We start from the raw sequence: 23,153 nt of genomic DNA, 5'->3' as shown, positions 1-23,153 counted from the left end.
TTACGCGGCGGCCATCGGGGGGTCAAACGAGCGGTCTGCCCGCCACTACTGTGTCACCGTGCTCCCCCGGATCAGCGCCACGGCCTACCTGACGCCGCTGCGCGAGGGCGGCTCGCTACCCGGCCTGATGGAGGCCGACGACCTCGGGACGTACGTGGTCAAGTTCACCGGTGCGGGTCAGGGACCGAAAGCGCTGGTCGCCGAGATCGTGGTGGGCGAGCTGGCCCGCGCGCTCGGGATCGCCGTGCCCGAGCTCGCGCTGATCGAGGTGGACGCCGAGATCGGCCGACGCGAGCCGGACGAGGAGGTGCAGGAGCTGGTCACCACCAGCGCCGGGCTCAACCTGGCGGTGGACTTCCTGCCGGGCTCGGTCGGGTACGACCGCAGCTTCGACGTCGAGCCGGTCGTGGCGGCGGCGATCGTCTGGCTGGACGCCTTCGTGGCCAACGTGGACCGCAGCGCCCGGAACACCAACCTGCTGATCTGGCACCGGAGCCTGTGGGCGATCGACCATGGCGCCTGCCTGCGCTTCCACCACTCCTGGGGCGACGTCGGGACGTTCGCCGGCTCCGCGTACCACTACGGCGACCACGTGCTGGCCCGGATCGGCGACCCGCGCCGAGTGCACGAGGAGCTGGCGGCCCGGGTGACGTCCGCCCTGGTGACCGAGGTCCTGGGCCTGGTGCCCGACGAGTGGCTGCTGCCCGACCCGACCCGGCCGGACGCCCGCGCGCCCCAGGACGCAGCCGCCGCGCGCAGCCTCTACACCGATTACCTGCTGGCCCGGCTGGCTGCGGCCGAGCGCTGGCTGCCGGCGGAGGCCAGACCGTGAGCCGGCACGCGTTCCAGTACGCCGTGCTGCGCGCCGTCCCCCGGATCGACCGCGGCGAGTTCGTCAACGTCGGCGTGATCCTCTACTGCCAGGGCCTGGACTACCTGCGTGCCTCCGTCGTCCTGGACCCGGTCCGGCTGCGCGCCCTCGACGTCGACGTGGACCTGGACGCCGTCTCGACCTCGGCCGACGCGGTGGTGCTGGCCTGCCGGCGGCCGGAGGGCACCGCCCGGGAGAACACCGGCCTGGCCTACACCTTCGGCCAGCTGACCGCGCCGCGCAGCACGGTGGTCCAGCCCTCCCCCGTGCACGCCGGCCTCACCGACGACCCCGAGCAGACCCTCGCCGGGCTGCTGACCCGGCTGGTCGCGCCGCCGGCCTGAGACCCGAACCCGACGTGTCAGAACTGAGTTGCCCCAGAGGACAACTGGTTTCTGACAGGTCGGTCAGGGAGCCGGCGTCCAGCCCAGGGCCGGGGCGATGTCGCGGGCGATGGTGGCGAGCATCCGGGTGTTGTAGGCGACGCCGAGCATGTTGGGGACGGTGACCAGCAGGGTGTCGGCCGCCTGGACCGCCGGGTCAGCCGCCAGCTCGGCGGCGATGGCGTCGGGCTCCCCGGTGTAGCTCCGGCCGAAGCGGGAGCGGACGCCCTCGAGGACGCCGACCTGGTCGTCGTCGTCGCGACCACCGAAGTAGGCACGGTCCTCGTCGCTGGTGATGGGCAGCACGCTCCGGCTGACCGAGACCCGCGGTGTCCGCTCCCAGCCTGCCTCGGCCCACGACTTGCGGAAGAGGTTGATCTGCTCGGCCTGCAGCTCACCGAACGGCACCCCGGTGTCCTCGGTGAGCAGCGTCGAGCTCATCAGGTGGTAGCCCTGCTCACCGGCCCAGCGGGCGGTCTCGCGGGTGCCCGAACCCCACCAGATCCGGTCCTCCAGCCCGGGCGAGCGCGGCGTCACGGCCAGGGTGCCGTCGACGCCGGTGAAGCGCGGGTCGGTCCGCGCCATCGGCGAGCCGGCGACGGCGGAGCGGAACAGCTCGGTACGCGAGCGCGCGTCCTCGGTCTCCGTCGCGCCCTCGGCCACCCGGTAGCCGAAGCTCTCGTAGCCGCGGAGCGCCTCGCTGGGCGACCCCCGGCTCACGCCGAGCTGCAGTCGGCCACCGCTGATCAGGTCGGCGACCGCGGCCTCCTCGGCCATGTAGAGCGGGTTCTCATAGCGCATGTCGATCACCCCCGTACCGAGCTCGATCCGCCGCGTCCGCGCGGCCATGGCCGCGAGCAGCGGGAACGGAGCCGAGAGCTGGCGGGCGAAGTGGTGGACCCGGACGTACGCGCCCTGCAGCCCAAGCTCCTCAGCCGCCTCCGCGAGCTCGACGGTCTGGAGCAGCGCGTCCGCGCCCGTCCGCACCTGGGAGTGCGGGATGGCCTGCCAGTGCCCGAAGGTCAGAAACCCGATGTTCTGCATAGTGGTTGAACCGTCAATCTTCCGCGCTTGTTCCCGCTGCGGCCAGCAGCTCGACGCGGTGCGCGAGTGTGGTGCGGAGCCGGCCGTGGCTGGCCCCGAGCGCCACCTCGGCGGCGTCGATCCGCCGCCACGCCGGCAGGTCGAGGGCCGTGATCCCCCGGCCGGTGAGCAGCTGCTCGAGCCGGCCCGAGCGGCCCCGGGCGACTAACCGGCCGGCGTCGACGTCGGCCAGCAGCGAGCGGACCGTCTCCACGGCGTCGGAGCGGTTGGTGCCGATCACCCCCGTCGGTCCACGCTTGATCCAGCCGGTCACGTACTCGTCGGGTGAGAACGCGCCGTCGCGGATCACCCGACCCTCGGCGTGCGGGACGCGGCCGGTGCTCGCGTCGTAGGGCACGCCGGGCAGGGCGACACCGCGGTAGCCGACCGAGCGGACGACCAGCTGCGCCGAGACCTCGGTCAGCTCGCCGGTGCCCTCGACGAAGCCGTCCGGCCCGATGGTGGTTCGTTCCAGCTCGATCCCGGTGACCCGGTCGCCGCCGAGGATGCGGGTCGGGCGGGTCCAGAAGTGCAGGTGGACACGCCGAGAGGCGCCGGTCGAGGATCGCTCGGCCCAGGTCCGCATCACGGCGACGTTCCGGGCGGCGACCTTGTCCTGGCCCACCGCGGCCTCGCTGGAGGCGTCGAGCTCGAGGTCGGCAGCGCTGAGGACGATGTCGAGGTCGGGCAGCTGGCCCAGCTCCCGCAGTTCCTTGGTGGTGAAGGCCGTGTACGCCGGCCCACGCCGGCCGAGGACGTGCACGTCGGTGACCTGCTTGCCGGCCAGGGACTCGAGCACCTCATCAGCCATGTCGGTCTCGGCGAGCTCCGGCGCGGTCTTGAGCAGCACCCGGGCCACGTCGAGCGCCACGTTGCCGACGCCCACGACGACGGCGGAGGTGGCTCCGGTGACCAGGTCGGCGAGCCGGTGGTCGGCCGCGCTGCCCCCGTCCGGACGGGTGTGCGCGTCCGGGTGGACGTCGGGATGGCCGCAGTACCAGGCGACGAACTCCGGTGCGGCAAGGCTGCCGGTGAGGTCCTCGCCCGGGATGCCCAGCCGCTTGTCGCTGCCCGCGCCGTAGGCGTAGACGACCGCGTCCACGCTGGCGCGCAGCTCCTCGATCACGAGGTCCCGGCCGATGGTCACGTCGCCGTAGAAGGCGACGCCCGGCTCGGCGAGGGTCCGCTCCAGGGTGTGCCGGATGGAGCGGATCGCCTCGTGGTCCGGGGCGACGCCGTAGCGGACCAGGCCGAACGGCACCGGGAGCCGGTCGATCACCGCCACCTCGACAGGTAGCTGGGACTGCACGGTCAACGCCTCGGCAGCGTAGATGCCCGACGGTCCGGCACCGACCACCGCCACCACCAGCGGGGTCGCCTCGTCGCTCACCGGCCCAGTATGGGTGACCGTGTGTGGAGAAGTCGTCCGACTACCCACGACTTCTCCACCCAAGTCCTCAGCTGGCCGGAACGGGCTCCCCCTGCGGGTCGCTCGCCGGCGCAGCCTGCGGGTCCGCGGCCGTCGGAGCCCCCTGCTGACGGGTCGCGCGACGTCGGCGCGGCGGCGCCTTCGGAGCCTCCGGCTCCGGCTCTGGCACCACCACCGTCTCGGCCACCGTCTCGACCTCAGGCAACGGCTCGACCTCAGCTTGCGTCTCGGGCTGGGTCACCGGCTCGGGCTGGGTCTCGGCCTCGGGCTGGGTCTCGGCCTCGGGCTGGACCTCAGGTTCGGGCCGGCTCTCCGGCTCGTGGTGCGGCCGCAGCTCGGGCGGCATCGGCGCACGGTGAGCGGGGCTCGGGGCACCGTTCCCGGAGCCGTTGGAGCTGCCCCCGTGGGACCCGCCACCGTTGGAGGCCCCGCCGCCCCGTCGCTGGTCGCGGCGACCACCGTCGCGGGCGCCCCCGTCGGCCTGGCGCTGGGAGTCGACGGGCAGGTCGTGGATCTCCACGCCCCGGCCGTGGCAGTGCGGGCACTCGGTGGTGAAGGCCTCGGCCAGACCGGTGCCGATCTTCTTGCGGGTCATCTGGACCAGACCCAGGCTGGTGACCTCGGCCACCTGGTGCCGGGTCCGGTCGCGGCCCAGGCACTCCACCAGCCGGCGGAGCAGCAGCTCGCGGTTGGCGGGCAGCACCATGTCGATGAAGTCGATGACGATGATGCCCCCGACGTCGCGCAGCCGTAGCTGGTTGACGATCTCCTCGGCCGCCTCGAGGTTGTTCGACGTGACCGTCGCCTCGAGGTTGCCGCCGCTGCCGGTGAACTTGCCGGTGTTGACGTCGATCACCGTCATGGCCTCGGTGCGGTCGATCACCAGCGAGCCGCCCGAGGGCAGGAAGACCTTGCGCTCCAGCCCCTTGGCGATCTGCTCGTCCAGCCGGTACTCGGCGAACAGGTCACCGCGCTCGGCGGGGTTCCAGCCGCGCAGCCGGTCGGCCAGGTGCGGGGCGACGTGGGTGACGTAGGCCTCCACGGCCTCGTACGCGTCGTTCGCGGCGCCGTTGCCCTGGATGATCAGCTCGGAGAAGTCCTCGGTGAACAGGTCGCGGACGATCCGGACGGTGAGGTCGGGCTCGCCGTAGAGCAGCTGCGGCGACTGGCCGGCCTTGACCTTCTTCTCGATGTCGGCCCACTGGGCCTTCAGCCGGTTGACGTCGCGGACGAGCTCGTCCTCGCTCGCCCCCTCAGCCGCCGTGCGCACGATGACGCTGGCCTCCCCGATCAGGTCGGACAGGATGTCCTTGAGCCGCTTGCGCTCGGTGTCGGGTAGCTTGCGCGAGATGCCGGACAGGTGTCCGCTGGGCGCGTAGACGATGTAGCGGCCCGGGATGGAGACGTGGTTCGTCAGCCGCGCACCCTTGGCCCCGACCGGGTCCTTGGTGACCTGCACCAGGATGGTCTGGCCCGACTTGAGGACCCGCTCGACCTTGCGGCCCTGGCCCTCGGCGCCGAAGGAGTCCCAGTCGACCTCACCGGCGTAGAGGACGGCGTTGCGGCCCCGGCCGATGTCGATGAAGGCAGCCTCCATCGACGGCAGCACGTTCTGCACGCGGCCGAGGTAGACGTTGCCGATCAGCGAGGCCGCGGAGTCCCGGTCGACGTAGTGCTCGACGAGGATGTCGTCCTCGATCACGGCGATCTGGGAGAGGTCGTCGGCCTGCCGGATGATCATCTTGCGGCTGACCGACTCCCGGCGGGCCAGAAACTCGGCCTCGCTGAGGATCGGCGCACGACGACGACCGGCCTCACGGCCGTCCCGGCGACGCTGACGCTTGGCCTCCATCCGGGTCGAGCCCTCGATGCCGGTGACCCCTGAGCTGTCCGACCCCGTGCCGGCCGACTTGGTGCTGCGGCGCGGCTCGCGCACCCGCACCACGACCTCGGTCGGGTCATCGGGGGCGGAGGCGGAGTCCTCCCCCCGACGACGACGCCGCCGGCGTCGACGGCGCGACCCGTCGCCCTCGGTGTCCCCGTCGTCCTCGTTGCCGGAGTCCTCGTCCGCAGCGCTCTCGCTGACGTCCGGTTGGGCCTCGGGCTGGTGGTCCGGGGCGGTGCTCGTCGCGGCCGGGGCAGAGTCATCGTCGCCGTCGGCGTCGGCGTCGGCGTCGGACTCGGACTCGACGGAGGTGTCCTCGCGGTCCTCGTCGCTGCCGGTGCGACGGCGACGCCGGCCGCCGCGACGACGACGGCGACGGCGCCCGTCACCGCCCTCGTGCTCGGACTCGTCGTTGGTGTCGCTCTCGTCCTCGGCCTGGCCGGACTCGTCCCCGGCGTCCTGGCGGTCGCCCGACGCGTCCTCGGCCGGAGCGGCTGCGTCCTCGACGGGAGCGTCCTCGGCCGGAGCAGCCGTAGCCGGCGCGACGGCCGGCCGCAGGGCGTCGGTCCTCAGGTCGTCCTGGCTCAGCGGGCCGGCACTGAAGGAGATCGCATAGCTCGGGGCTGGAGGCTCGGGCGCTGTCTCGGCAGCCTGCTCCTCGGCGGGCTCGTCCTCGGCGACGGCCGGGGCCTCCTCGGCTGGGGCAGCGACCTTGCGGGGTGCCCGCTTGCGCGGGGCTCGCGTCCGGGGGGCCGGAGCGGTCTCGGACGTGGTCCCGTCCTCAGGCGCGCCAGTCACGACGTCCTCAGTCACGACGTCCTCAGTCACGACGCCGTCAGCCAGGACGCTCTCCGGCAGGGCGGCCTGCTCCGGCGCGGCGGCCGCCTTCTTCGCGGGGCGCTTGGCGGCGGCCTTGCGGACAGGCTTCTTGACCGGCAGGGCCTCGTCGAGGCCCACCGTCTCGGCGACCGGAAGCTCCGGAGCCGCTTTCGTCTCGGGCAGTCCAGGTGTCTCGGGGATGGGCACCTCGGAAGCGGGCGCCTCGGAAGCGGGCGCCTCGGTGACGACGTGCTCGATCGGCGGAGCGTCGGGGGCGGTCGACGGGGGCCCGGCCGGGCGACTGGCCGCGCGTCGGCGGCGGGGGGGTCGGGCTGCGGCCTGGTCGGTGACCGGGTCGGAAGCGCCGCTCGTCACGGGTCCGTCGGTCGGGTTGTTCGTGTCGGGCTCGTGTTCGAGCATCCGTACTCCTTGTGAACGCGTTGCCGCGTCCTACTCGTTCGCGCTCCGGCTCGCGAGCCGGGCAGCGGAAGCTTCCGTGGACCGATGTGGTGAGGCGGGCCTCCCGCGGTCAAGCGCCGCCTGCGTCACACGCGCAGGCTGGCTCGTCGCGGTGGAGAACCGAGATCAGCACCGTCGTGGCGGACTGTCACCCCACCACGTCTCATCGGGACCGCACGCCTGACGACGTGCGATCGCCGCCAGTATCCCACACGGCACCACCGATCCCGGTGTCGTGCACGCCCCGGCCGGCTTCTCGGGCCGGTCAGGGCTCGCGGACGAGGCCGGTCGCGGGGTCGAGCACGCCCTGGGCCCACCTCGTCAGTACGGGCGGCAGGGCCGGCGCGACCGCCGGTACCAGGGACACCAGCGCGGCGAGCACATCATCGGGGCGGACGGCCGGCACCGTGTGGGCCAGGGTCATCGCCAGCGTCCACCCGCCCTCCCCCGGCCCCGCCGCGTCCGCGCGCGTCGACGGGCCCACCTCCAGCCCGATCAGGGCGGCCCGCGCGTCGAAGGCCCGGATGCCGTTCTTGGTCAACCGTTCGACGGGCGCCTGCTCGCTGGCCAGCAGCTGGTCCACCGCCGTCCGGAGGGTGATCTCCGCCACCCCGACCAGTTCGACCGTCCAGCGCGAACCGGTGAGGAGGTCCGCCAGCGCGCCGGGTGACGCGGGCACGACCTCGACGATGTCCAGGCCGGGCGGCAGGGCCGCGTCCAGCGCCCGTTGGACCGCGGCGGCGTCGCACACCTGCGACAACCCGATCTCCAGGTACTCGGCCTCGCTGGCCGCACCGGTCGGCGAGGCGTTCGCGTAGGAGATGCGCGGGTGCGGGCTGAAGCCGGACGAGTACGCCATCGGGACGCCCGCGCGGCGCAGGGCCCGCTCGAACGCCCGGCCGAAGTCGCGGTGGCTGGTGAACCGGGCGCGGCCGCGCTTGGCGTAGCGGATCCGGAGCCGTTGCACCGGAGGCGCCTGCTGCTCGGGCTGCGTGCGTCCTGCCACGCCGACAACCTACCGGCGGGGCCGTTGAGTATCAGCCGGTCGGCTAGCGGCTCCTTCGAGCAAGGGCAGACGCCCGGCGCTCCGCGGGGCGCGCCACCACCCTCACGAGGAGGCCGGCCGATGAGCCGAAACCTGAACGCCGAACCACAGCTCGACACCCACGCCATCCAGGGCGACATCCTGCCGGGCCTGCTGAAGAAGGACGAGGCACTGCTGTTCTTCACCATCGACGACGTCACGACGTTCCGACCCTTCCTCCACGCCCTGCCGTTCACCTCGATGGCCGAGGCGCTCGAGCAGCGTGCGGAGGTCACCCGGCGCAAGCAGGCCGGCGTCGAGACCCTGCTGCCGGTCCCCGGTCTCAACGTCGCCTTCACCTTCGCCGGCCTGACCAAGCTGGGCGTCGCCGGGATGGACACCCCGGCCGAGCTGGCCGCGTTCCGCGCCGGCATGGCCGGCCGCACCGACGTGCTCGCCGACCCGCCGGGCACCGACTGGTCGGTGCTCGGCCCGGGCCAACCCGTCGACGGGGTCTTCGTCCTCACCGGCGCCTCGCGGGCCGAGATCGACGACACCATCGCCCTGCACCTGGCTCCGGTGGGCACCAACGGCTGGACCCTCGTGCACGAGGAGGCCGGGACCGTCCGGCCCGACCCGGTGCACGGCCACGAGCACTTCGGCTACGCCGACGGGGTCTCCCAGCCGGGCGTCCGTGGACGGACCCCGGACGGCCAGGCCGTCACCCCGAGCGTCGACCCGGCCGGGCACCCCGACCAGGGCTCGCTGGGGCAGGACCTGCTCTGGCCCGGGGAGTTCGTCTTCGGCTACCTCGGCCAGAACCCGGCCGGACCGACCTTCCGCACCAAGGGAGCCAAGTCCACGCCGCCGGTCCCGGTGATGAGGAACGGCTCCTTCCTGGTCTTCCGCCGACTGGTCCAGCACGTGCCCGAGTTCGACCTCGCCGTGAAGTCCCTCGCCGCGACCGCGACCACGGCGGACAACCCGGTCACGCCCGAGCTGATGGGCGCCCAGCTCGTCGGCCGCTGGAAGAGCGGCGCCCCGCTGGTGATGTCGCCGCTCCACGACGACCCCGCCCTCGCCGAGGGCACCGGAGCCGAGAACGACTTCGAGTTCGACAAGGACCGCGACGGCACCCGCTGCCCCTACGCCGCGCACGTCCGGAAGGCCTACCCGCGTGACGACACGCCGTTCAGCACCGACCTCGAGCCGGAGCAGTCGGTCGTGGACGCCGCCGAGGCGTTCACCCAGACGCACCGGATGATGCGGCGCGGGATCGCGTTCGGGCCCGAGCTGAGCCACCAGGAGGCGCTCACCGGCGTCAGCGACCCCGGGCAGCAGCGCGGGCTCCTCTTCAAGTGCTACGTGACCTCGATCGCCGACCAGTTCGAGTTCGTCCAGCAGCGGTGGGCCGACAACGCCGACTTCGCCCAGGCGGGTTCGGGCCTGGACCCGATCATCGGCCAGTCGAGCGACGCGACGACGCACTTCCGCGGCGCCGCACCGGTCACGCTGGACCCGGCGGACCGGCCCGACCTGAGCGTGTCGCACTTCGTGTCGATGCAGGGCGGTGAGTACTTCTTCGCGCCCTCCACCACCGCGCTCACGACCCTGTGAGCCGAGCCCGTCGAGGCGTCAGAGCAGACCCTGCTCCGGCGTCCCGGCGGGGATGGGGAACATCCGGGTGACCTCGGCGCCGGAGGAGAGCCCGGCCGTCGCCTGCTGGAGGGCGGCGACGGCCTCTCCGGCGCCGTGGGCGTCCAGCTCCTCGACCGAGGACCACTTCTCGAGCATGTGGATCCGGCCGTCCTCGCCGTCGTGGATCGCGTAGAGCTCGCAGCCGGCCTCGGCGTGCACCGCCGGGATCGAGGCAGCGAGCGCCTCGCGCAGATCGTTCAGCCGCCCCTCGACGGGGGTGAAGACGGCGGTCACGACGACGGTTTCGCTGGGCATGGCCGCCAACCTAGCCGACGGGCCCTGCTCAGAGGTGAACCCGGCTCAGCCGTAGAGATGCTCGGCGTAGCTGGGTCCGTAGTAGCGCTCCAGCTCGTCGAGACTGTCGGCGGGCCGCTCCAACGTCCGGGCGATCACGGGCCGGGCGACAACGGTCTCCGGCGCCCAGGTGGTCGGGTCCCACAGCTTCGAGCGCAGGAACGCCTTCGAGCAGTGGTGGAAGACCTCCTCCACCTCCACCACCAGGGCGAGGACGGGCCGGTGGCCCCTCACCACGAGGTCGTCGAGGAAGGGCGCGTCGGAGACCAGCCGCGCGCGGCCGTTGACCCGCAGCGTGTCCCCGCGGCCGGGCAGGAAGAAGATCAGCCCGACGTGGCGGTTGGCCAGCACGTTCCGGAAGCCGTCGACGCGCCGGTTGCCGGGCCGCTCGGCGATGGCGAGCGTGTGGTCGTCCAAGACGTGCACCAGCTCCCCCGGCGGGTCGCCCTTGGGTGAGACGTCGCAGCGGCCCTCGGCGTCGGAGGTGGCCAGCAGGCAGAACGGCGACGCCGCCAGCCACTCCCGGTCCAGCTCGTGCAAGGCGGGACGCTGCTTGGCCACCGCCGCCGGACCGGGCGTCCCGATCACGGCCTCGAGCTCGGCGACGGTGGTGATCTCGGCCCAGGTCATGGGGTGATCCTTGCACCGCGGCGACTGGGGGACGACGACATTTTCACGGTCCCGCGGCCTGCCGGCGTCCCGCACCTGCCACCGGGCCGTCAGCCGGGCGCGGGTCGACGGGTCCCGGACGTGGAGCCGCAGCGCTGCCATCCGCCCTCGATCAGCCGCAAGTCGCAACCCAGGTCGCGCCGGTGCTGGTCGCGCGCGCAGGGCCGGCGCACCTCGACGACGCCCGGCGGAGACCTCCGTGAGGTCGGCGGCGCCGCGGTCGACCGAGCGACCCGGATACCCGTCCGTTCGAGAAACCGCTCGCCGAGGGGCACGGCGAGGAAGACCGGCTGCGCCACCGGATGCGGGAGCCACCCACCGCGGACTGCCGCCGCAGTCAGGTGGGTCGACGGGCTCCGGTCAGCCGAGGGCTGTGGTCACCGGGGTGAGGGGCAGCAGCGTCCGGCCGGTGGGCCCGATCTGGATCGAGGTGTCGAGCTGCGGGCAGACCCCGCAGTCGAAGCAGGGCGTCCAGCGGCAGTCCTCGACCTCGCGCTCGTCGAGGGCGTCCTGCCAGTCCTCCCAGAGCCACTCCCGGTCCAGGCCGGAGTCGAGGTGGTCCCAGGGCAGCACCTCGGCGTAGTCCCGTTCGCGGGTGGTGTACCAGGCGACGTCGACGCCGGTACCGGCGAGCGCCTCGGCCGCGCACCGCATCCAGCGCTCGTAGGAGAAGTGCTCGCTCCAGCCGTCGAACCGTCCGCCGTCGCGCCAGACCGCCTCGATCACCCGACCCACCCGCCGGTCGCCCCGGCTGAGCAGGCCCTCGACCGTCCCGGGCTTGCCATCGTGGTAGCGGAAGCCGATGGCCTTGGCGTACTGCTTGTCCCGCTGGACGACCTGCCGCAGCCGCGCGAGCCGGTCGTCGATCACGTCGGCCTCGCACTGCGCCGCCCACTGGAACGGCGTGTGCGGCTTGGGGACGAAGCCGCCGATCGAGACGGTGCAGCGGATGTCGCGGCGGCCGCTGACCCGGCGGCCGGTGTCGATCACCCGCTTGGTGAGGTCGGCGATCGCCAGCACGTCCTCGTCGGTCTCGGTGGGCAGTCCGCACATGAAGTAGAGCTTCACCTGACGCCAGCCGTTCGCGTACGCGGCCGCAACGGTCCGGATCAGGTCGTCGTCGGTGACCATCTTGTTGATCACCTGACGCAGCCGCTGCGACCCGCCCTCGGGCGCGAACGTCAGCCCGGAGCGACGGCCGTTGCGGCTCAACTCGTTGGCCAGGTCGATGTTGAAGGCGTCCACCCGGGTGCTGGGCAGCGACAGGGAGACGTTCGTGTCCTCGTAGCGGTCGGCCAGCTGGTGGGTGATCTCGGCGATCTCGGAGTGGTCGGCGCTGGAGAGGCTGAGCAGGCCGACCTCCTCCAGCCCGGTGGCGTCGATCCCGCCCTGCACCATGGCACCGATGGTCTCGATGCTGCGCTCGCGGACCGGCCGGGTGATCATCCCGGCCTGGCAGAAGCGGCAACCGCGGGTGCAGCCGCGGAAGATCTCCACCGAGTAGCGCTCGTGGACCGTCTCGGCCAGCGGCACAAGCGGCCGCTTCGGGTACGGCCAGGCGTCCAGGTCCATCAGCGTGTGCTTGCGAACGGTGAAGGGGACACCGCTCCGGTTCGGCGCAACTCGGCGGATCCGACCTTCGGGCAGGTAGTCGACGTCGTAGAACTTCGGCACGTAGACCGCGCCGCCCGCGGCCAGCCGCAGCAGCAGGCCGTCGCGTCCCTCCGGCCGGCCCTCGGCCTTCCACTCCCGCACGACCTCGGAGATCTTGAGCGCGATCTCCTCACCGTCACCGAGGACGGCGGCGTCGATGAAGTCGGCCACCGGCTCCGGGTTGAAGGCCGCGTGCCCGCCGGCCAGCACGACGGGGTCGTGCTCGCGCCGGTCCCGGGCGTGCAGGGGGATGCCCGCCAGGTCCAGCGCCGTCAGCATGTTGGTGTAGCCGAGCTCGGTGGCGAAGCTGAGCCCGAAGACGTCGAACGCGCCCACCGGCCGGTGGCTGTCCAGGGTGAACTGCGGCACGGCGTGCTCGCGCATCAGCGCTTCCATGTCCGCCCAGACCGCGTAGGTCCGCTCGGCGAGGATCCAGTCGCGCTCGTTCAGGATCTCGTAGAGGATCGCGACACCCTGGTTGGGCAGGCCCACCTCGTACGCGTCGGGGTAGCTGAGACACCAGCGCACCTGGGCGGACTCCCACTCCTTGACTACCGAGTTCAGCTCGCCGCCGACGTACTGGATCGGCTTGCCCACGCGGGCCAGCAGCGGTTCCAGCCGGGGAAAGAGCGAGTCGGGCGTCATGGTCTGCTCAGACTAGCCGCGTGGCGTCCGGGTCAGCACGGCCGTCGCGGCCCGCCGACCGGAGACCAGAGCGCCCTGGATCGACGCGGTGTCGCGGTGGTCGCCGGCCCAGAACAGGCCGTCGGCCAGGGTCACCGGGCGGCGGGGCTCCAGTGGGGGCGGCTGGACAGGCTGGGCCGAGCGGACGACGTGGGTGGTCACGAGCTCCCAACGGGTGGGGTCGACACCGTAGATGAGGCCGGCGTGCGTGCGGGCGGCGTGCTCGGCCTCGACGCTGCCGTCGGCGCCGACGACCGTCGTGGCGACCAGCGGCCGGCCCGCGGGAGCGTAGGAGGAAGCGACGTTCGTCATCACCGCCGTGTTGACCACCGGCCCACGGCGGTCGGCGTCCAGGTGCAGCATCGGGGCCTCGTTGGGCGGCTCGGCGGCGGTGTGCCAGAAGGTCGTCAGAGACTTCATCGCCGGCGTCGCCCGTCCGGTGAGGCGCCCAGCCGAGTCCGGGTCGGTGGCCACCACCACGGCCCGGGCCGCGACCCGCTCGCCGTCGTCGGTGACCGCTCCCCGCGGGTCGACGGCGTGAACCGCGGTCCCCAGCCGGACGGTGCCGGCCGGCAGCGAGGCGGCGACCAGCTCGGGCAGCCGGCCCATACCGAGCGCCGGGATCGAGGGTGAACCGAGGAGAAAGGAGCGGAGCAGCAGCGCGGTGAAGTTGGCCGACGACGTCTGCTCCCAGTCGGCGAGGACACCGGCCAGGAACGGCTCGACGACGCCGGTCCGCAGCGGTCCGCGCACGCCGGCCCGGTCGAGGGACTCCCCCAGCGTCCGGTCGGGTCGCCGGAGCAGCTGCCGGACGGGAAGCAGCGACACCGCGGCCCACCGCGCGAAGCGGACCTTGTCCAGAAGCGAGCCGATCGGGGCCGCGAGCGTGGCGGGCAGCAGCCCGGGGGCGCGACGCGGGTCGGCCAGCACGGCGTGCCGGTCCCCCACCGCCACCCGCACCCCCGCGGTGAAAGCCCGTAGGTCGAGCTCGGACACCTCGACCACGTCCTCGAGCACCGGGTAGGCCGGGTTGAGCAGCTGGAACCCCCGGTCGCAGCGGAAGCCGTCGATGACGTCGGTCCGGACCCGTCCGCCCACCGCGTCGGACGCCTCGAGCACGGTGACCTCGACCCCGGCCCGCGTCAGTCGCTGCGCGCAGGCCAACCCGGCCAGTCCGGCGCCGACCACGACGACCGGGCTCATCCGGGACCGCTCATCGAGGGACGCTCAGCCGAGCTCGGGGAACCAGAGGGCGATCTCGCGGGCGGCGGACTCCGGGGAGTCGGAGCCGTGCACCAGGTTCTCCCGGTTGGAGAGAGAGAAGTCGCCGCGGATGGTGCCCGGGGCGGCGACGCGGCCGTCAGTCGCACCGTTCAGGGCCCGGACGACGCCGATGGCCTCGTCGCCCTCGAGCACCAGCGCGACGGAGGGCCCGGAGGTGATGAAGCGGCGCAGCGGCGGGTAGAACGGCCGGTCCAGGTGCTCGGCGTAGTGGGTGTCGGCCAACTCCTCGGTGACCTGGCGCAACTGGAGTGCCACCACGGTGAGGCCCTTGTGCTCGAAACGGCTCAGCACCGCACCGACGAGTCCGCGGCGGACGGCGTCGGGCTTGATCAGGACGAACGAACGCTGGGTCGGGACGTCGGCGACGGCAGTCATGGGGTGACCTTATCGGGGCCCGGCCCGGCCTCGGCCCGCGACGCCGCCATCTCGTCCAACCGACGACCCAGCAGGAACGTGACGAACCAGATCACCAGGAAGAGCGCACCGACCACGTACATGCTGGCGGTCAACAGGCCCAGCCCCACCGCGAGGAGCTGGGTCAGCCAACCGAGCGGGTAGCCGGCAGGACGTCGCATCAGCCCGGCGGCGACCAGGGCGAGGACCGCGGCGCCGCCGGCGAAGAGGCTGGCGCGGCCGGCGGGGACGTCCGAGACCAGCACCATCACGGGGATCGCGAGCGCGAAGACGAGAACCTCCGAGAGCAGCACCGTCAGCAGCACCACCCGCATCGGGTTCTTGACGCTGAGCCTCATCGGCGGTCCGGCTGCGGGCCGAAGCCGCCGTACGGGTCGTCGCCCTCGTCACCCTCGTCGGACTCCTCGGCGAGATCGCTGTCGACCTCCCAGTCGTCGTCGCGAACCGGTCCCGGGTCAGCGGCCGGCTCGTCGGTCACCAGCAACGCCCGCGCCTCGCCCACCAGCACGACCGAGCCGGTGACCAGGACGCCGGGCGAGCCGGCTCCGTCGGCCTCGGCCTGCGCGACCGCGGCCTCGAGGGCGTCGTCGAGCCGGGGAGCGACGGTGACGCGCTCGGGCCCGAACACCTCGGCGGCGAGCTCGCCCAGGGCTTCGGCGGCCAGACCGCGGATGGTCGAGGCGACCGTCGTGACCACGACCGAGCTCATCGTCTCCTCGAAGACCTCGAGCAGACCGCGGGCGTCCTTGTCGGCCATCACGGCCACCACGCCGACCAGCGGGGTGAAGCCGAAGGCCTCGGTCACCGCGGCGGCCGTGGCCCGGGCGCCGTGCGGGTTGTGGGCGGCGTCGAGGACCACGGTGGGACCGCGTCGGACCACCTCGAGCCGGCCCGGGAAGCGGACGGCGGCGAAACCTTCGCGGACCACGTCCGGGTTGACCGCCTTGAGGCCGAGGAACGCCTCGACGGCGGCGAGGGCCTGCGCCGCGTTGGCCGCCTGGTGGGCGCCGTAGAGCGGCAGGAAGACGTCGTCGACCGGACCTTCGGCGCCGTTCAGCCGCAGCACCTGACCGCCGACGGCCAGCTGCCGGCCGATCACCCCGAAGTCCAGCCCTTCGCGCTGGGGCAGCGCACCGACCTCGGCGCACCGGGCCAGCAGTACCTGGGCCGCCTCGAGGGTCTGGCCGGCGAGGATCGCGTGGGCGCCGGGCTTGATGATGCCGGCCTTCTCGGTCGCGATCTCGGCGATCGTGGCGCCCAGCAGGTGGGTGTGGTCCAGGTCGATGGGGGTGATCACGGCGACGTCGCCGTCAGCCACGTTGGTGGCGTCCCAGGTGCCGCCCAGCCCGACCTCGAGCACGGCCACATCGACGGGCGCGTCGGCGAAGGCCGCGAAGGCCATCGCGGTGATGATCTCGAAGAACGTCATGGCCACGCCGTCGATCCGCTGCTCGTCGACGAGGGCGACCAGCGGCTCGATCTCGCGCCAGGTGTCGTCGAAGCGTTCGTCGGAGATCGACTCGCCGTCGATCGTGATCCGCTCGTTGACCGCGGTCACGTGGGGGCTGGTGAACCGGCCCGTCCGCAGTCCGGTGGCCCGCAGCAGCGACTCGATCATCGCCGCGGTGCTGCCCTTGCCGTTGGTGCCGGTGACGTGGATGACCGGGAAGGCCTGCTGCGGGTCGCCCAGCAGGCCGGTCAGGGCCCGGATGCGGCCCAGGCTGGGGGCGATCCGGTGCTCGGGCCAACGACCGGTCAGCGCCGCGACGATCTCGGCGTGGTTCTGGGCTGGGGCGTCGGTGCGAGGGTCAGGCATAACCACCTCAGTCTAGGGGCGGGGCCCGACCGGCTACGGTGAGGCGACCACACCTCAGGAGGCGGCCATCCGGAAGCCGACGCGTCGGATCGTGGCGGTCGTCGCCGTTGCCGTGGTGGTCGCCGCGGGCGCGGTGGTGGCCCTCGAGCACGACGGCGGCGAGACCGGCTGCTACTCCAGGCGCAGCACGACGAAGCCGGCCTACCCCGGACGGTCCGCGAGCCGGGTCTACGACTGGACCGACGTCGACGCGCAGACGACGTCCCGGTTCGGCGCGGCCGTCGCCCTCCCGGACGCGCTTCTGGAGGGCCGGTACGTGCCTCAGGGGCTGGCCGGCTGGCCCAACTGGGACGGCTCGGGCGAGAGCCTGCTGCTGATCTCGGCCTACCACGACGGCGACGCCGACAAGGCTGCGGACGGTCCCAGCGCCGTCTTCGCGGTGGTGGCCGACGGCCCGCGAGCCGGCACCAGCGCGGGGAGGATGCTGGTCGACCCCGGGCATGTCGGTGGTCTGGTCGTCCACCGCGGCTGGCTCTACGTCGGCAGCGAGCACGAGATCCGCGGCTACCGGCTGGACGCCGTCCGCCGAGCCCTGCCCGAGGGCGGCGACGACCTCCAGCCGACCGAGTACCGCCGCAGCAGCACTCACGACGTGGCGAACCTCGGTTCGGGCGACGGCCGGCTCTGGGCGGGCCGCTACACCAAGACGGGCTCCAGCCCGCTCACGGGCTACGTCCAGACCGATGCCCGCGCCGGCACCCTGGAGCTGCAGGCCGATGCCGGCATCCTGGTCCCGCCGAAGACCCAGGGTCTGACCGTCACCGCCGACCAGACGATCTCTTCCACCTCCTACGGCCGGCTCTCCCGCGGCACACTCCGCGTCGTCCCTCGCGGGTCGACGGCAGCGCGGTCGTACTGCTTCCGGGTGCCGTCGATGAACGAGGGCCTCACCGTGCTGGACGGCCGGCTGTACCTGCTCTTCGAGAGCGCCGCCCGCACCTACGACCGGGGGCTGCTACGGCCGGCCAACGTCATCCCCGAGGTGCAGTCCGCCTCCCTCACCGACATCACCTCGCTGCCTGCCGAGGGCCCCACGGACTGATTGCGGGCGGGAAAGCGGTCAGGACCTGTCAGCCCGCTCTCCTAGGATTGGGCTCATGACCGCACCGACCCTCGACCGCCAGCCCGACGCCACCTCACCTGGTGCGCGGGTCCCGGAGGCCGTCGCGCTGGAGGGCCTGGAGGACAAGTGGCTCGAGCGCTGGCACACCGACGGCACCTACGCGTTCGTCCGTCCGAGCTCGCGCGCGGAGGTGTTCAGCATCGACACCCCGCCGCCCACGGTGTCGGGGTCCTTGCACGTGGGGCACGTGTTCTCCTACACCCACACCGACCTGATTGCCCGCTACCAGCGGATGACCGGCAAGCACGTCTTCTACCCGATCGGCTGGGACGACAACGGCCTGCCCACCGAGCGCCGGGTGCAGAACTTCTACGGCGTGCGCTGCGACCCGTCGGTGCCCTACGACCCCGACTTCGCCCCGCCGCTGAAGCCTGACGCCAAGCGCCAGCTGCCGGTCAGCCGGCGCAACTTCGTCGAGCTGTGCCACGAGCTGACCCACGTCGACGAGCGCACCTTCGAGGACCTGTGGCGCCGGGTGGGGCTGAGCGTGGACTGGTCCTCGCTCTACACCACCATCTCCGACGACTCGGTCGGCGTGGCCCAGCGCGCGTTCCTGCGCAACGTCGCGCGAGGCGAAGCTTATTTGTCCGAGGCCCCGACGCTGTGGGACGTGACCTTCCAGACCGCCGTGGCCCAGGCCGAGCTGGAGGCCCGCGACTACCCGGGCGCCTACCACCGGGTGGCCTTCCACACGTCCGGTCCAGCAGGAGGCGGTCCGGTCTACATCGAGACCACCCGACCGGAGCTGATCCCGGCCTGCGTGGCCCTGATCGCCCACCCCGACGACGAGCGCTACGCCCACCTGGTGGGCGGCACGGTGACCTCCCCGGTCTACGGCGTCGAGCTGCCCGTGCTCGCGCACCCGGCCGCCGAGATCGACAAGGGCTCGGGCCTGGTGATGTGCTGCACCTTCGGCGACCTGACGGACGTGACCTGGTGGCGGGAGCTGCAGCTGCCGGCCCGGGTGATCATCGGCCGCGACGGCCGGATCCTGCGCGACAAGCCGGAGTGGCTGCCCGAGTCGGTGGACTGGACCGAGCTGGCCGGGCTCACCACCTTCTCGGCGCGGGAGAAGGTGGTGGCCGCCCTGCGTGCTTCCGGCGACCTCGACGGTGAGCCGAAGCCGACTGCTCGCAAGGCGAACTTCTACGAGAAGGGCGACAAGCCGCTCGAGATCGTCTCCACCCGGCAGTGGTACATCCGCAACGGCGGCCGCGACGCCGACGTCAAGGCCGAGATGCTGGCCCGCGGTGACGAGCTGGCCTGGGTGCCGCAGCACATGAAGTACCGCTACGACAACTGGGTCGGCGGCCTGAACGGAGACTGGCTCATCTCGCGGCAGCGCTTCTTCGGCGTGCCGTTCCCGGTCTGGTACCCCTTGGACCAGGCCGGCGAGCCGGACTACGCCCACCCGCTGGTGCCCGAGGAGGTGCAGCTGCCGGTCGACCCCAGCTCGGACGTGCCGGCGGGGTACGCCGCCGGCCAGCGGGGGGTACCAGGCGGCTTCGTGGCCGACCCGGACGTGATGGACACCTGGGCCACCTCCTCGCTCAGCCCCCAGATCGTCTGCGGCTGGGAGCGGGACGCCGAGCTGTTCGAGCTGACCTTCCCGATGGACCTGAACACCCACGCGCACGAGATCATCCGTACCTGGCTGTTCTCCCGGGTGGTCCGCGCCCACTACGAGAACCACTCGTTGCCGTGGGTCCGGTCGATGATCTCGGGCTTCGTGATGGACCCCGACCGTAAGAAGATGAGCAAGTCCCAGGGCAACGTGGTGGTGCCCAGCGACATCCTGGTCCGCTACGGCTCCGACGCCGTGCGCTGGCGCGCCGCGAAAGCCCGGCCCGGGATGGACTCCCCCTTCGACGAGCGGGAGATGAAGGTAGGCCGCAGGCTCGCCACCAAGGTGCTGAACGCGAGCAAGTTCGTGCTGGGCATCGCCTCGACCACCGACGTGGCCGCGGTCACCGAGCGGGTCGACCGGGCCCTGCTGGCCGCGCTCGTCGAGGTGGTACGAGCGGCGACGACGGCTTTCGAGGCGTTCGACTACACCGGTGCCCTCGAGGTGAGCGAGCACTTCTTCTGGCAGTTCTGCGACGACTATCTCGAGCTGGTGAAGGAGCGGGCCTACGGTGACTCCGCCGACCCGGCCGTCCGGTCGGCGCAGGCGGCGTTGGGCTCGGCGCTGGCGGTGATGCTGCGGCTGCTGGCCCCGATCATGCCGTTCGTCACCGAGGAGGTCTGGTCCTGGTGGCAGCAGGGCTCGGTCCACACCGCGAGCTGGCCGGTGCCCGAGGAGCTGGCCGTCGCTGGGGACCCGGGGCTGCTGACGACCGTGGCCGAGGCGCTGGCGGCGGTCCGGGGCGCCAAGTCGGCAGCCAAGGTGTCGATGAAGACCGAGGTCAGCCGGGCGTCTGTGCGCGGTCCGGAGCCGGTCCTCGACCAGCTGCGGGCGGTGACCGAGGACCTGCGGGCGGTGGGCCGCATCACGGGTGAGATCAGCTGGGAGGTGGCGCCCGCGCCGCTGGCGATCGAGGTGGAGCTCGCCGGCTGAGAAAGCCGTCGCCGCGGTGCAACCGGACTCCTGACCCGCGCGTGTCTGGTGCAGGAGCAGGACACCGGCGAGCGGGAGGCGGCTAGGTGAGCGATCAGCGGGCGGACTTCACTGCCTTCTACGACGCGACGTGGTCGCGGACAGTGGCCTGTGCCTACGCCATCACCGGTGAGCTGGGCGCTGCTGAGGACCTCGCGCAGGAGGCGTACACCCGCGCCTGGCCGCGGTGGTCCCGGATCAGCTCGTACGACGAACCGGCCGCGTGGGTGCGGCAGGTGGCCACGCGCCTGGCGATCAGCAGCTGGCGGCGGGGGCGCGTCGCCCGTGCCTTCCTGGTCGGCAGCCGTGAGCCGGATCCGGTGCCGGGTCCCGATCCTGACGCCGTGAGCCTGGCCCGTGCCCTCGCCCGACTGCCCGTCGAGCAGCGGCGGGCCGTCGTGCTGCACCACCTCGGCGACCTGCCCGTCCGCGAGGTCGCCCAGCTCGAGGGCTGTCCCGAAGGCACCATCAAGGCCCGGCTGTCGCGGGGCCGCACCGCCCTGGCCGCGCTGCTGGGCGAGAACCGACCACGAAGCACCGACGGATTGGAGGGCAGCCGTGTCTGAGCACAGCAGCGGACCGGACACCGACGGAGTGGACCGCGCGATCCTCGTGCTCGTCGACGACATCGGGGCTCGCAGCCGTCCGCCGGGAGCCGACATCGCGGTCCGCTCCGCCGGTCGCCGTCGGGCCGCCTCGGCCATCGCGGTCGTCGCCGTGCTGGTCCTGGGCGCCGTCCTCGGCGGGTGGGCTCTGCTGGGCAGCCGGCCGAGCACGGCCCCGGTGGTGGCGGTACCGAGCACGGTGACACCGCCTGCCCCCTCCTCCGCCTCGACCGACGGGGACGTTCCGATGCCGGCCCGGCTGACCCTGACCGGACTCAACACCGCAAGCAGGGGCTGGGTCCGCTGGGCGGAAGGGACGGCCGACGTCACCGACGTCCCGTCCTGCCTGAGCAAGACACTGTCGCTCCCCGAGCCGCGGGACTCGACGATCGACCACGTTCACGTGCAGGCGAGGACCGACGCCTTCCTCGAACGGATGCGGTACGCGTCGAGGGACGACTCGAACCGGGCCATGCGGGCGGTCGTGGAAAAGGTTCAGTCCTGCCCCGAGGACAAGGCGCTCTTCAACGACGACATCAGCGCCGACCTGGAGGTGGTCCAGTTCAGCTGGGGGGCCGGAGACCGCGCAGGCTCGATCTGGCTGGTCAACTTCGACGACCGGATGGACATCGTCGAAGTCCGCGGGGCGACCAGGCCCGACGACACGGTGATCGACCGGGTGAGCCGGCTCGTCGCCGCCGACGTCCAGGTCCCCTGACTCCCGATCCGGAGTGGTCAGGCGATGTCGATGAGGACCTTGCCCACGGTCTCGGCCTCGACGGCGGCGTGCGCCTCGGCGGTGCGCTCGAGCGGGAAGCGGGTCAGCGGCAGTCCGTGCTCCTCGCCGACCCCGAGCACGCCGGCGCGCAGGGCGGCGGTGATGTCCTCGACGGCGACCTGCAGGGCGTCCTCGCCGACGGTGTAGAGCAGCAGGCCCTGCACCCGGAGGTTACGGGCGAAGAAGGGCCGGACGTCGAAGGTGACCGAGTCGCCGCCGTTGTTGGCGTAGACGGCGACGGTGCCGTGGTTGGCGAGCACGGCGAGATCCAGCTCGGCGTTGGGACCGGGCGCCACCTCGACCACGATGTCCACCCCGTCGGGCGCGACGGCCAGGATCTTCGCGGCGGTGTCGCCCTCGCGGTAGTTGACCACGTGGTGGGCACCGGCGGCCCGGACCAGCGCGGCCTTGGCCTCGCTGCTCACGGTGGTGACCACGGTGGCCCCGGCCCAGCGGGCGAGCTGGATGGCGGCGTGCCCGACGGCACCGGCCCCACCCGCGACCAGCACCGTCCGACCCTGCAGCGCACCCGGTGCGAGCCGGGACGGGCCCTGCTCAGAGACGGTGAGCGCGCGGTGCGCCGTCATCGCCGGCACGCCGAGCGAAGCGCCGACGTCGAACGAGACTCCGGTGGGCAGGAGGACGACGTGTTCGACCGGTACCGTCACGTAGTCGCTCGCGGTCCCCCCCGGCCGGCGGTGCTGGGCGAGGAAGACCCACACCGGGTCGCCCACCTCGAGCCGCGGGTTCAGCTCGGCGGCTTCGGGGCTGATGGCGTCGATCGTGCCGGCGCCGTCCTGGTTGGGTGTCACCTCGGCGAAAGCCAGGTCCTCGCCCGGCTTGCTGCCACGGCGGGACTTCCAGTCGGTCGGGTTGACGCCGGAGACGGCCATGTTGACCAGGACCTCGCCGGGGCCGGGCTGGGGCACGGGCCGCTCGACGGGCTCGAGGACGGAGGGGTCGCCGGTGGTCCGGTAGACGATGCTCTTCATGTCCGGGGCAACGCGGATGGTGGGCCTTCCTCTTCCCGCAGGCAGACTGGGGACCATGACGACATCGCAGACGGTCAGCCGCACCATCAACGCCCCCGCCACCGAGATCTTCGACCTGCTCAGCAACCCCGAGCGACATGCCGAGTTCGACGGGTCCGGTTTCGTCCGCGCCGCGGTCAAGCCGCAGCGCATCAGCGCGGTCGGCGACACCTTCCGGATGGACATGGAGGGCCCGCACATGGGCGGGGAGTACCAGATGGACAACCACGTCTCGGGCTTCCAGCCGAACACCCTGATCGCCTGGAAGAGCGCCCCCGCCGGCACCGAGCCCCCCGGATGGGAGTGGCTCTACGAGCTGAAGGCCGAGGGCTCGGGGACCACCGAGGTCTCGCTCACCTACGACTGGTCGGCGGTCACCGACAAGGAGCTGCTGAAGAAGATCACCTTCCCGCTCATCAGCGAGGACTCGATGGAGCAGTCCCTGGCCTCCCTCGCCGCGGCGGTCAACGGCTGAGCCGAAGCGGGCCGCCCGCT

20 protein-coding genes are annotated in these 23,153 nt (G+C 72.5%); 8 read left to right on the top strand and 12 right to left on the bottom strand.

What is annotated here, in order from left to right; translation table 11 throughout:
- The first annotated feature begins 58 nt into the window (after nt 1-58).
- The gene (locus ACFE7W_RS07235; protein WP_375424072.1) at nt 59-832 is read left to right on the top strand and encodes a HipA family kinase; all 774 of its coding nucleotides are present in this window, start codon (nt 59-61) and stop codon (nt 830-832) included.
- A complete protein-coding gene (locus ACFE7W_RS07230) occupies nt 829-1,215 on the top strand; it encodes a DUF3037 domain-containing protein (RefSeq protein WP_375424071.1) in 387 nt (128 codons plus the stop codon). The genes ACFE7W_RS07235 and ACFE7W_RS07230 overlap by 4 nt, the downstream gene beginning before the upstream one ends.
- A gap of 63 nt (nt 1,216-1,278) precedes the next feature.
- On the opposite strand, the gene ACFE7W_RS07225 is transcribed toward ACFE7W_RS07230, so the two are convergent.
- The 4 genes from ACFE7W_RS07225 to ACFE7W_RS07210 all read right to left on the bottom strand — a co-directional run bounded on the left by ACFE7W_RS07225 (nt 1,279) and on the right by ACFE7W_RS07210 (nt 7,935).
- The gene (locus ACFE7W_RS07225; RefSeq protein WP_375424070.1) at nt 1,279-2,298 is read right to left on the bottom strand and encodes an LLM class flavin-dependent oxidoreductase; all 1,020 of its coding nucleotides are present in this window, start codon (nt 2,296-2,298) and stop codon (nt 1,279-1,281) included.
- Between the two features lie 13 nt (nt 2,299-2,311).
- Nucleotides 2,312-3,727 (bottom strand): FAD-dependent oxidoreductase, encoded by a 1,416-nt coding sequence (locus ACFE7W_RS07220; RefSeq protein WP_375424069.1) that lies wholly within the window; start codon nt 3,725-3,727, stop codon nt 2,312-2,314.
- 67 nt (nt 3,728-3,794) lie between these two features.
- Nucleotides 3,795-6,890 carry an Rne/Rng family ribonuclease gene (locus ACFE7W_RS07215; protein WP_375424068.1) on the bottom strand — a complete coding sequence of 1,032 codons (3,096 nt, stop codon included), beginning with the start codon at nt 6,888-6,890 and terminating at the stop codon, nt 3,795-3,797.
- Nucleotides 6,891-7,194: 304 nt separating this feature from the next.
- On the bottom strand, nt 7,195-7,935 hold the full coding sequence (locus ACFE7W_RS07210) for a TIGR03936 family radical SAM-associated protein (protein ID WP_375424067.1): 741 nt from the start codon (nt 7,933-7,935) through the stop codon (nt 7,195-7,197).
- 120 nt (nt 7,936-8,055) lie between these two features.
- Here ACFE7W_RS07210 and ACFE7W_RS07205 point away from each other — a divergent pair, with 120 nt between their 5' ends.
- A complete protein-coding gene (locus ACFE7W_RS07205) occupies nt 8,056-9,570 on the top strand; it encodes a Dyp-type peroxidase (RefSeq protein WP_375424066.1) in 1,515 nt (504 codons plus the stop codon).
- 18 nt (nt 9,571-9,588) lie between these two features.
- Here ACFE7W_RS07205 and ACFE7W_RS07200 read toward each other — a convergent pair whose 3' ends face one another.
- The 7 genes from ACFE7W_RS07200 to ACFE7W_RS07170 form a co-directional block, all read right to left on the bottom strand.
- The gene (locus tag ACFE7W_RS07200; RefSeq protein ID WP_375424065.1) at nt 9,589-9,906 is read right to left on the bottom strand and encodes a putative quinol monooxygenase; all 318 of its coding nucleotides are present in this window, start codon (nt 9,904-9,906) and stop codon (nt 9,589-9,591) included.
- A gap of 45 nt (nt 9,907-9,951) precedes the next feature.
- On the bottom strand, nt 9,952-10,575 hold the full coding sequence (locus ACFE7W_RS07195) for a pyridoxamine 5'-phosphate oxidase family protein (protein WP_375424064.1): 624 nt from the start codon (nt 10,573-10,575) through the stop codon (nt 9,952-9,954).
- 399 nt (nt 10,576-10,974) lie between these two features.
- Nucleotides 10,975-12,912 carry a TIGR03960 family B12-binding radical SAM protein gene (locus ACFE7W_RS07190; protein WP_375424063.1) on the bottom strand — a complete coding sequence of 646 codons (1,938 nt, stop codon included), beginning with the start codon at nt 12,910-12,912 and terminating at the stop codon, nt 10,975-10,977.
- A 12-nt stretch (nt 12,913-12,924) separates the two neighbouring features.
- Nucleotides 12,925-14,154, bottom strand: coding sequence for an NAD(P)/FAD-dependent oxidoreductase (locus tag ACFE7W_RS07185; RefSeq protein ID WP_375424062.1), 1,230 nt, complete (start codon nt 14,152-14,154; stop codon nt 12,925-12,927).
- A gap of 24 nt (nt 14,155-14,178) precedes the next feature.
- The gene (gene ndk, locus ACFE7W_RS07180; RefSeq protein ID WP_375424061.1) at nt 14,179-14,610 is read right to left on the bottom strand and encodes a nucleoside-diphosphate kinase; all 432 of its coding nucleotides are present in this window, start codon (nt 14,608-14,610) and stop codon (nt 14,179-14,181) included.
- Entirely contained in the window at nt 14,607-14,987 is a 381-nt protein-coding gene (locus tag ACFE7W_RS07175) for a DUF4233 domain-containing protein (RefSeq protein WP_375424060.1), read from the bottom strand. Before ACFE7W_RS07175 ends, ndk begins: the two co-directional genes overlap by 4 nt.
- Complete coding sequence (locus ACFE7W_RS07170) at nt 14,984-16,465, bottom strand: bifunctional folylpolyglutamate synthase/dihydrofolate synthase (protein WP_375424059.1); 1,482 nt, start codon at nt 16,463-16,465, stop codon at nt 14,984-14,986. Before ACFE7W_RS07170 ends, ACFE7W_RS07175 begins: the two co-directional genes overlap by 4 nt.
- Before the next feature lie 91 nt (nt 16,466-16,556).
- Between ACFE7W_RS07170 and ACFE7W_RS07165 the strand changes: the two genes are divergently transcribed.
- The 4 genes from ACFE7W_RS07165 to ACFE7W_RS07150 all read left to right on the top strand — a co-directional run bounded on the left by ACFE7W_RS07165 (nt 16,557) and on the right by ACFE7W_RS07150 (nt 21,567).
- Nucleotides 16,557-17,567, top strand: coding sequence for a hypothetical protein (locus tag ACFE7W_RS07165; protein WP_375424058.1), 1,011 nt, complete (start codon nt 16,557-16,559; stop codon nt 17,565-17,567).
- Nucleotides 17,568-17,622: 55 nt separating this feature from the next.
- Nucleotides 17,623-20,205 (top strand): valine--tRNA ligase, encoded by a 2,583-nt coding sequence (gene valS, locus ACFE7W_RS07160; RefSeq protein WP_375424057.1) that lies wholly within the window; start codon nt 17,623-17,625, stop codon nt 20,203-20,205.
- Between the two features lie 86 nt (nt 20,206-20,291).
- Nucleotides 20,292-20,810 (top strand): SigE family RNA polymerase sigma factor, encoded by a 519-nt coding sequence (locus ACFE7W_RS07155; protein WP_375424056.1) that lies wholly within the window; start codon nt 20,292-20,294, stop codon nt 20,808-20,810.
- Nucleotides 20,803-21,567: a hypothetical protein gene (locus ACFE7W_RS07150; RefSeq protein ID WP_375424055.1), complete on the top strand. Its 765-nt coding sequence runs from the start codon at nt 20,803-20,805 to the stop codon at nt 21,565-21,567. The genes ACFE7W_RS07155 and ACFE7W_RS07150 overlap by 8 nt, the downstream gene beginning before the upstream one ends.
- A 17-nt stretch (nt 21,568-21,584) precedes the next feature.
- On the opposite strand, the gene ACFE7W_RS07145 is transcribed toward ACFE7W_RS07150, so the two are convergent.
- Nucleotides 21,585-22,619, bottom strand: a complete 1,035-nt coding sequence (locus ACFE7W_RS07145; RefSeq protein WP_375424054.1) for an NADPH:quinone reductase — start codon at nt 22,617-22,619, stop codon at nt 21,585-21,587.
- A 55-nt stretch (nt 22,620-22,674) separates the two neighbouring features.
- Here ACFE7W_RS07145 and ACFE7W_RS07140 point away from each other — a divergent pair, with 55 nt between their 5' ends.
- On the top strand, nt 22,675-23,133 hold the full coding sequence (locus ACFE7W_RS07140) for an SRPBCC family protein (RefSeq protein WP_375424053.1): 459 nt from the start codon (nt 22,675-22,677) through the stop codon (nt 23,131-23,133).
- Nucleotides 23,134-23,153: the final 20 nt, after the last annotated feature.

This window comes from uncultured Friedmanniella sp., assembly GCF_964244285.1.
In the GTDB taxonomy this organism is placed as follows: Bacteria; Actinomycetota; Actinomycetes; order Propionibacteriales; family Propionibacteriaceae; genus Microlunatus.
Note: the sequence above shows the minus strand (reverse complement) of the source record. Positions and strands in the feature narration are given on the sequence as shown.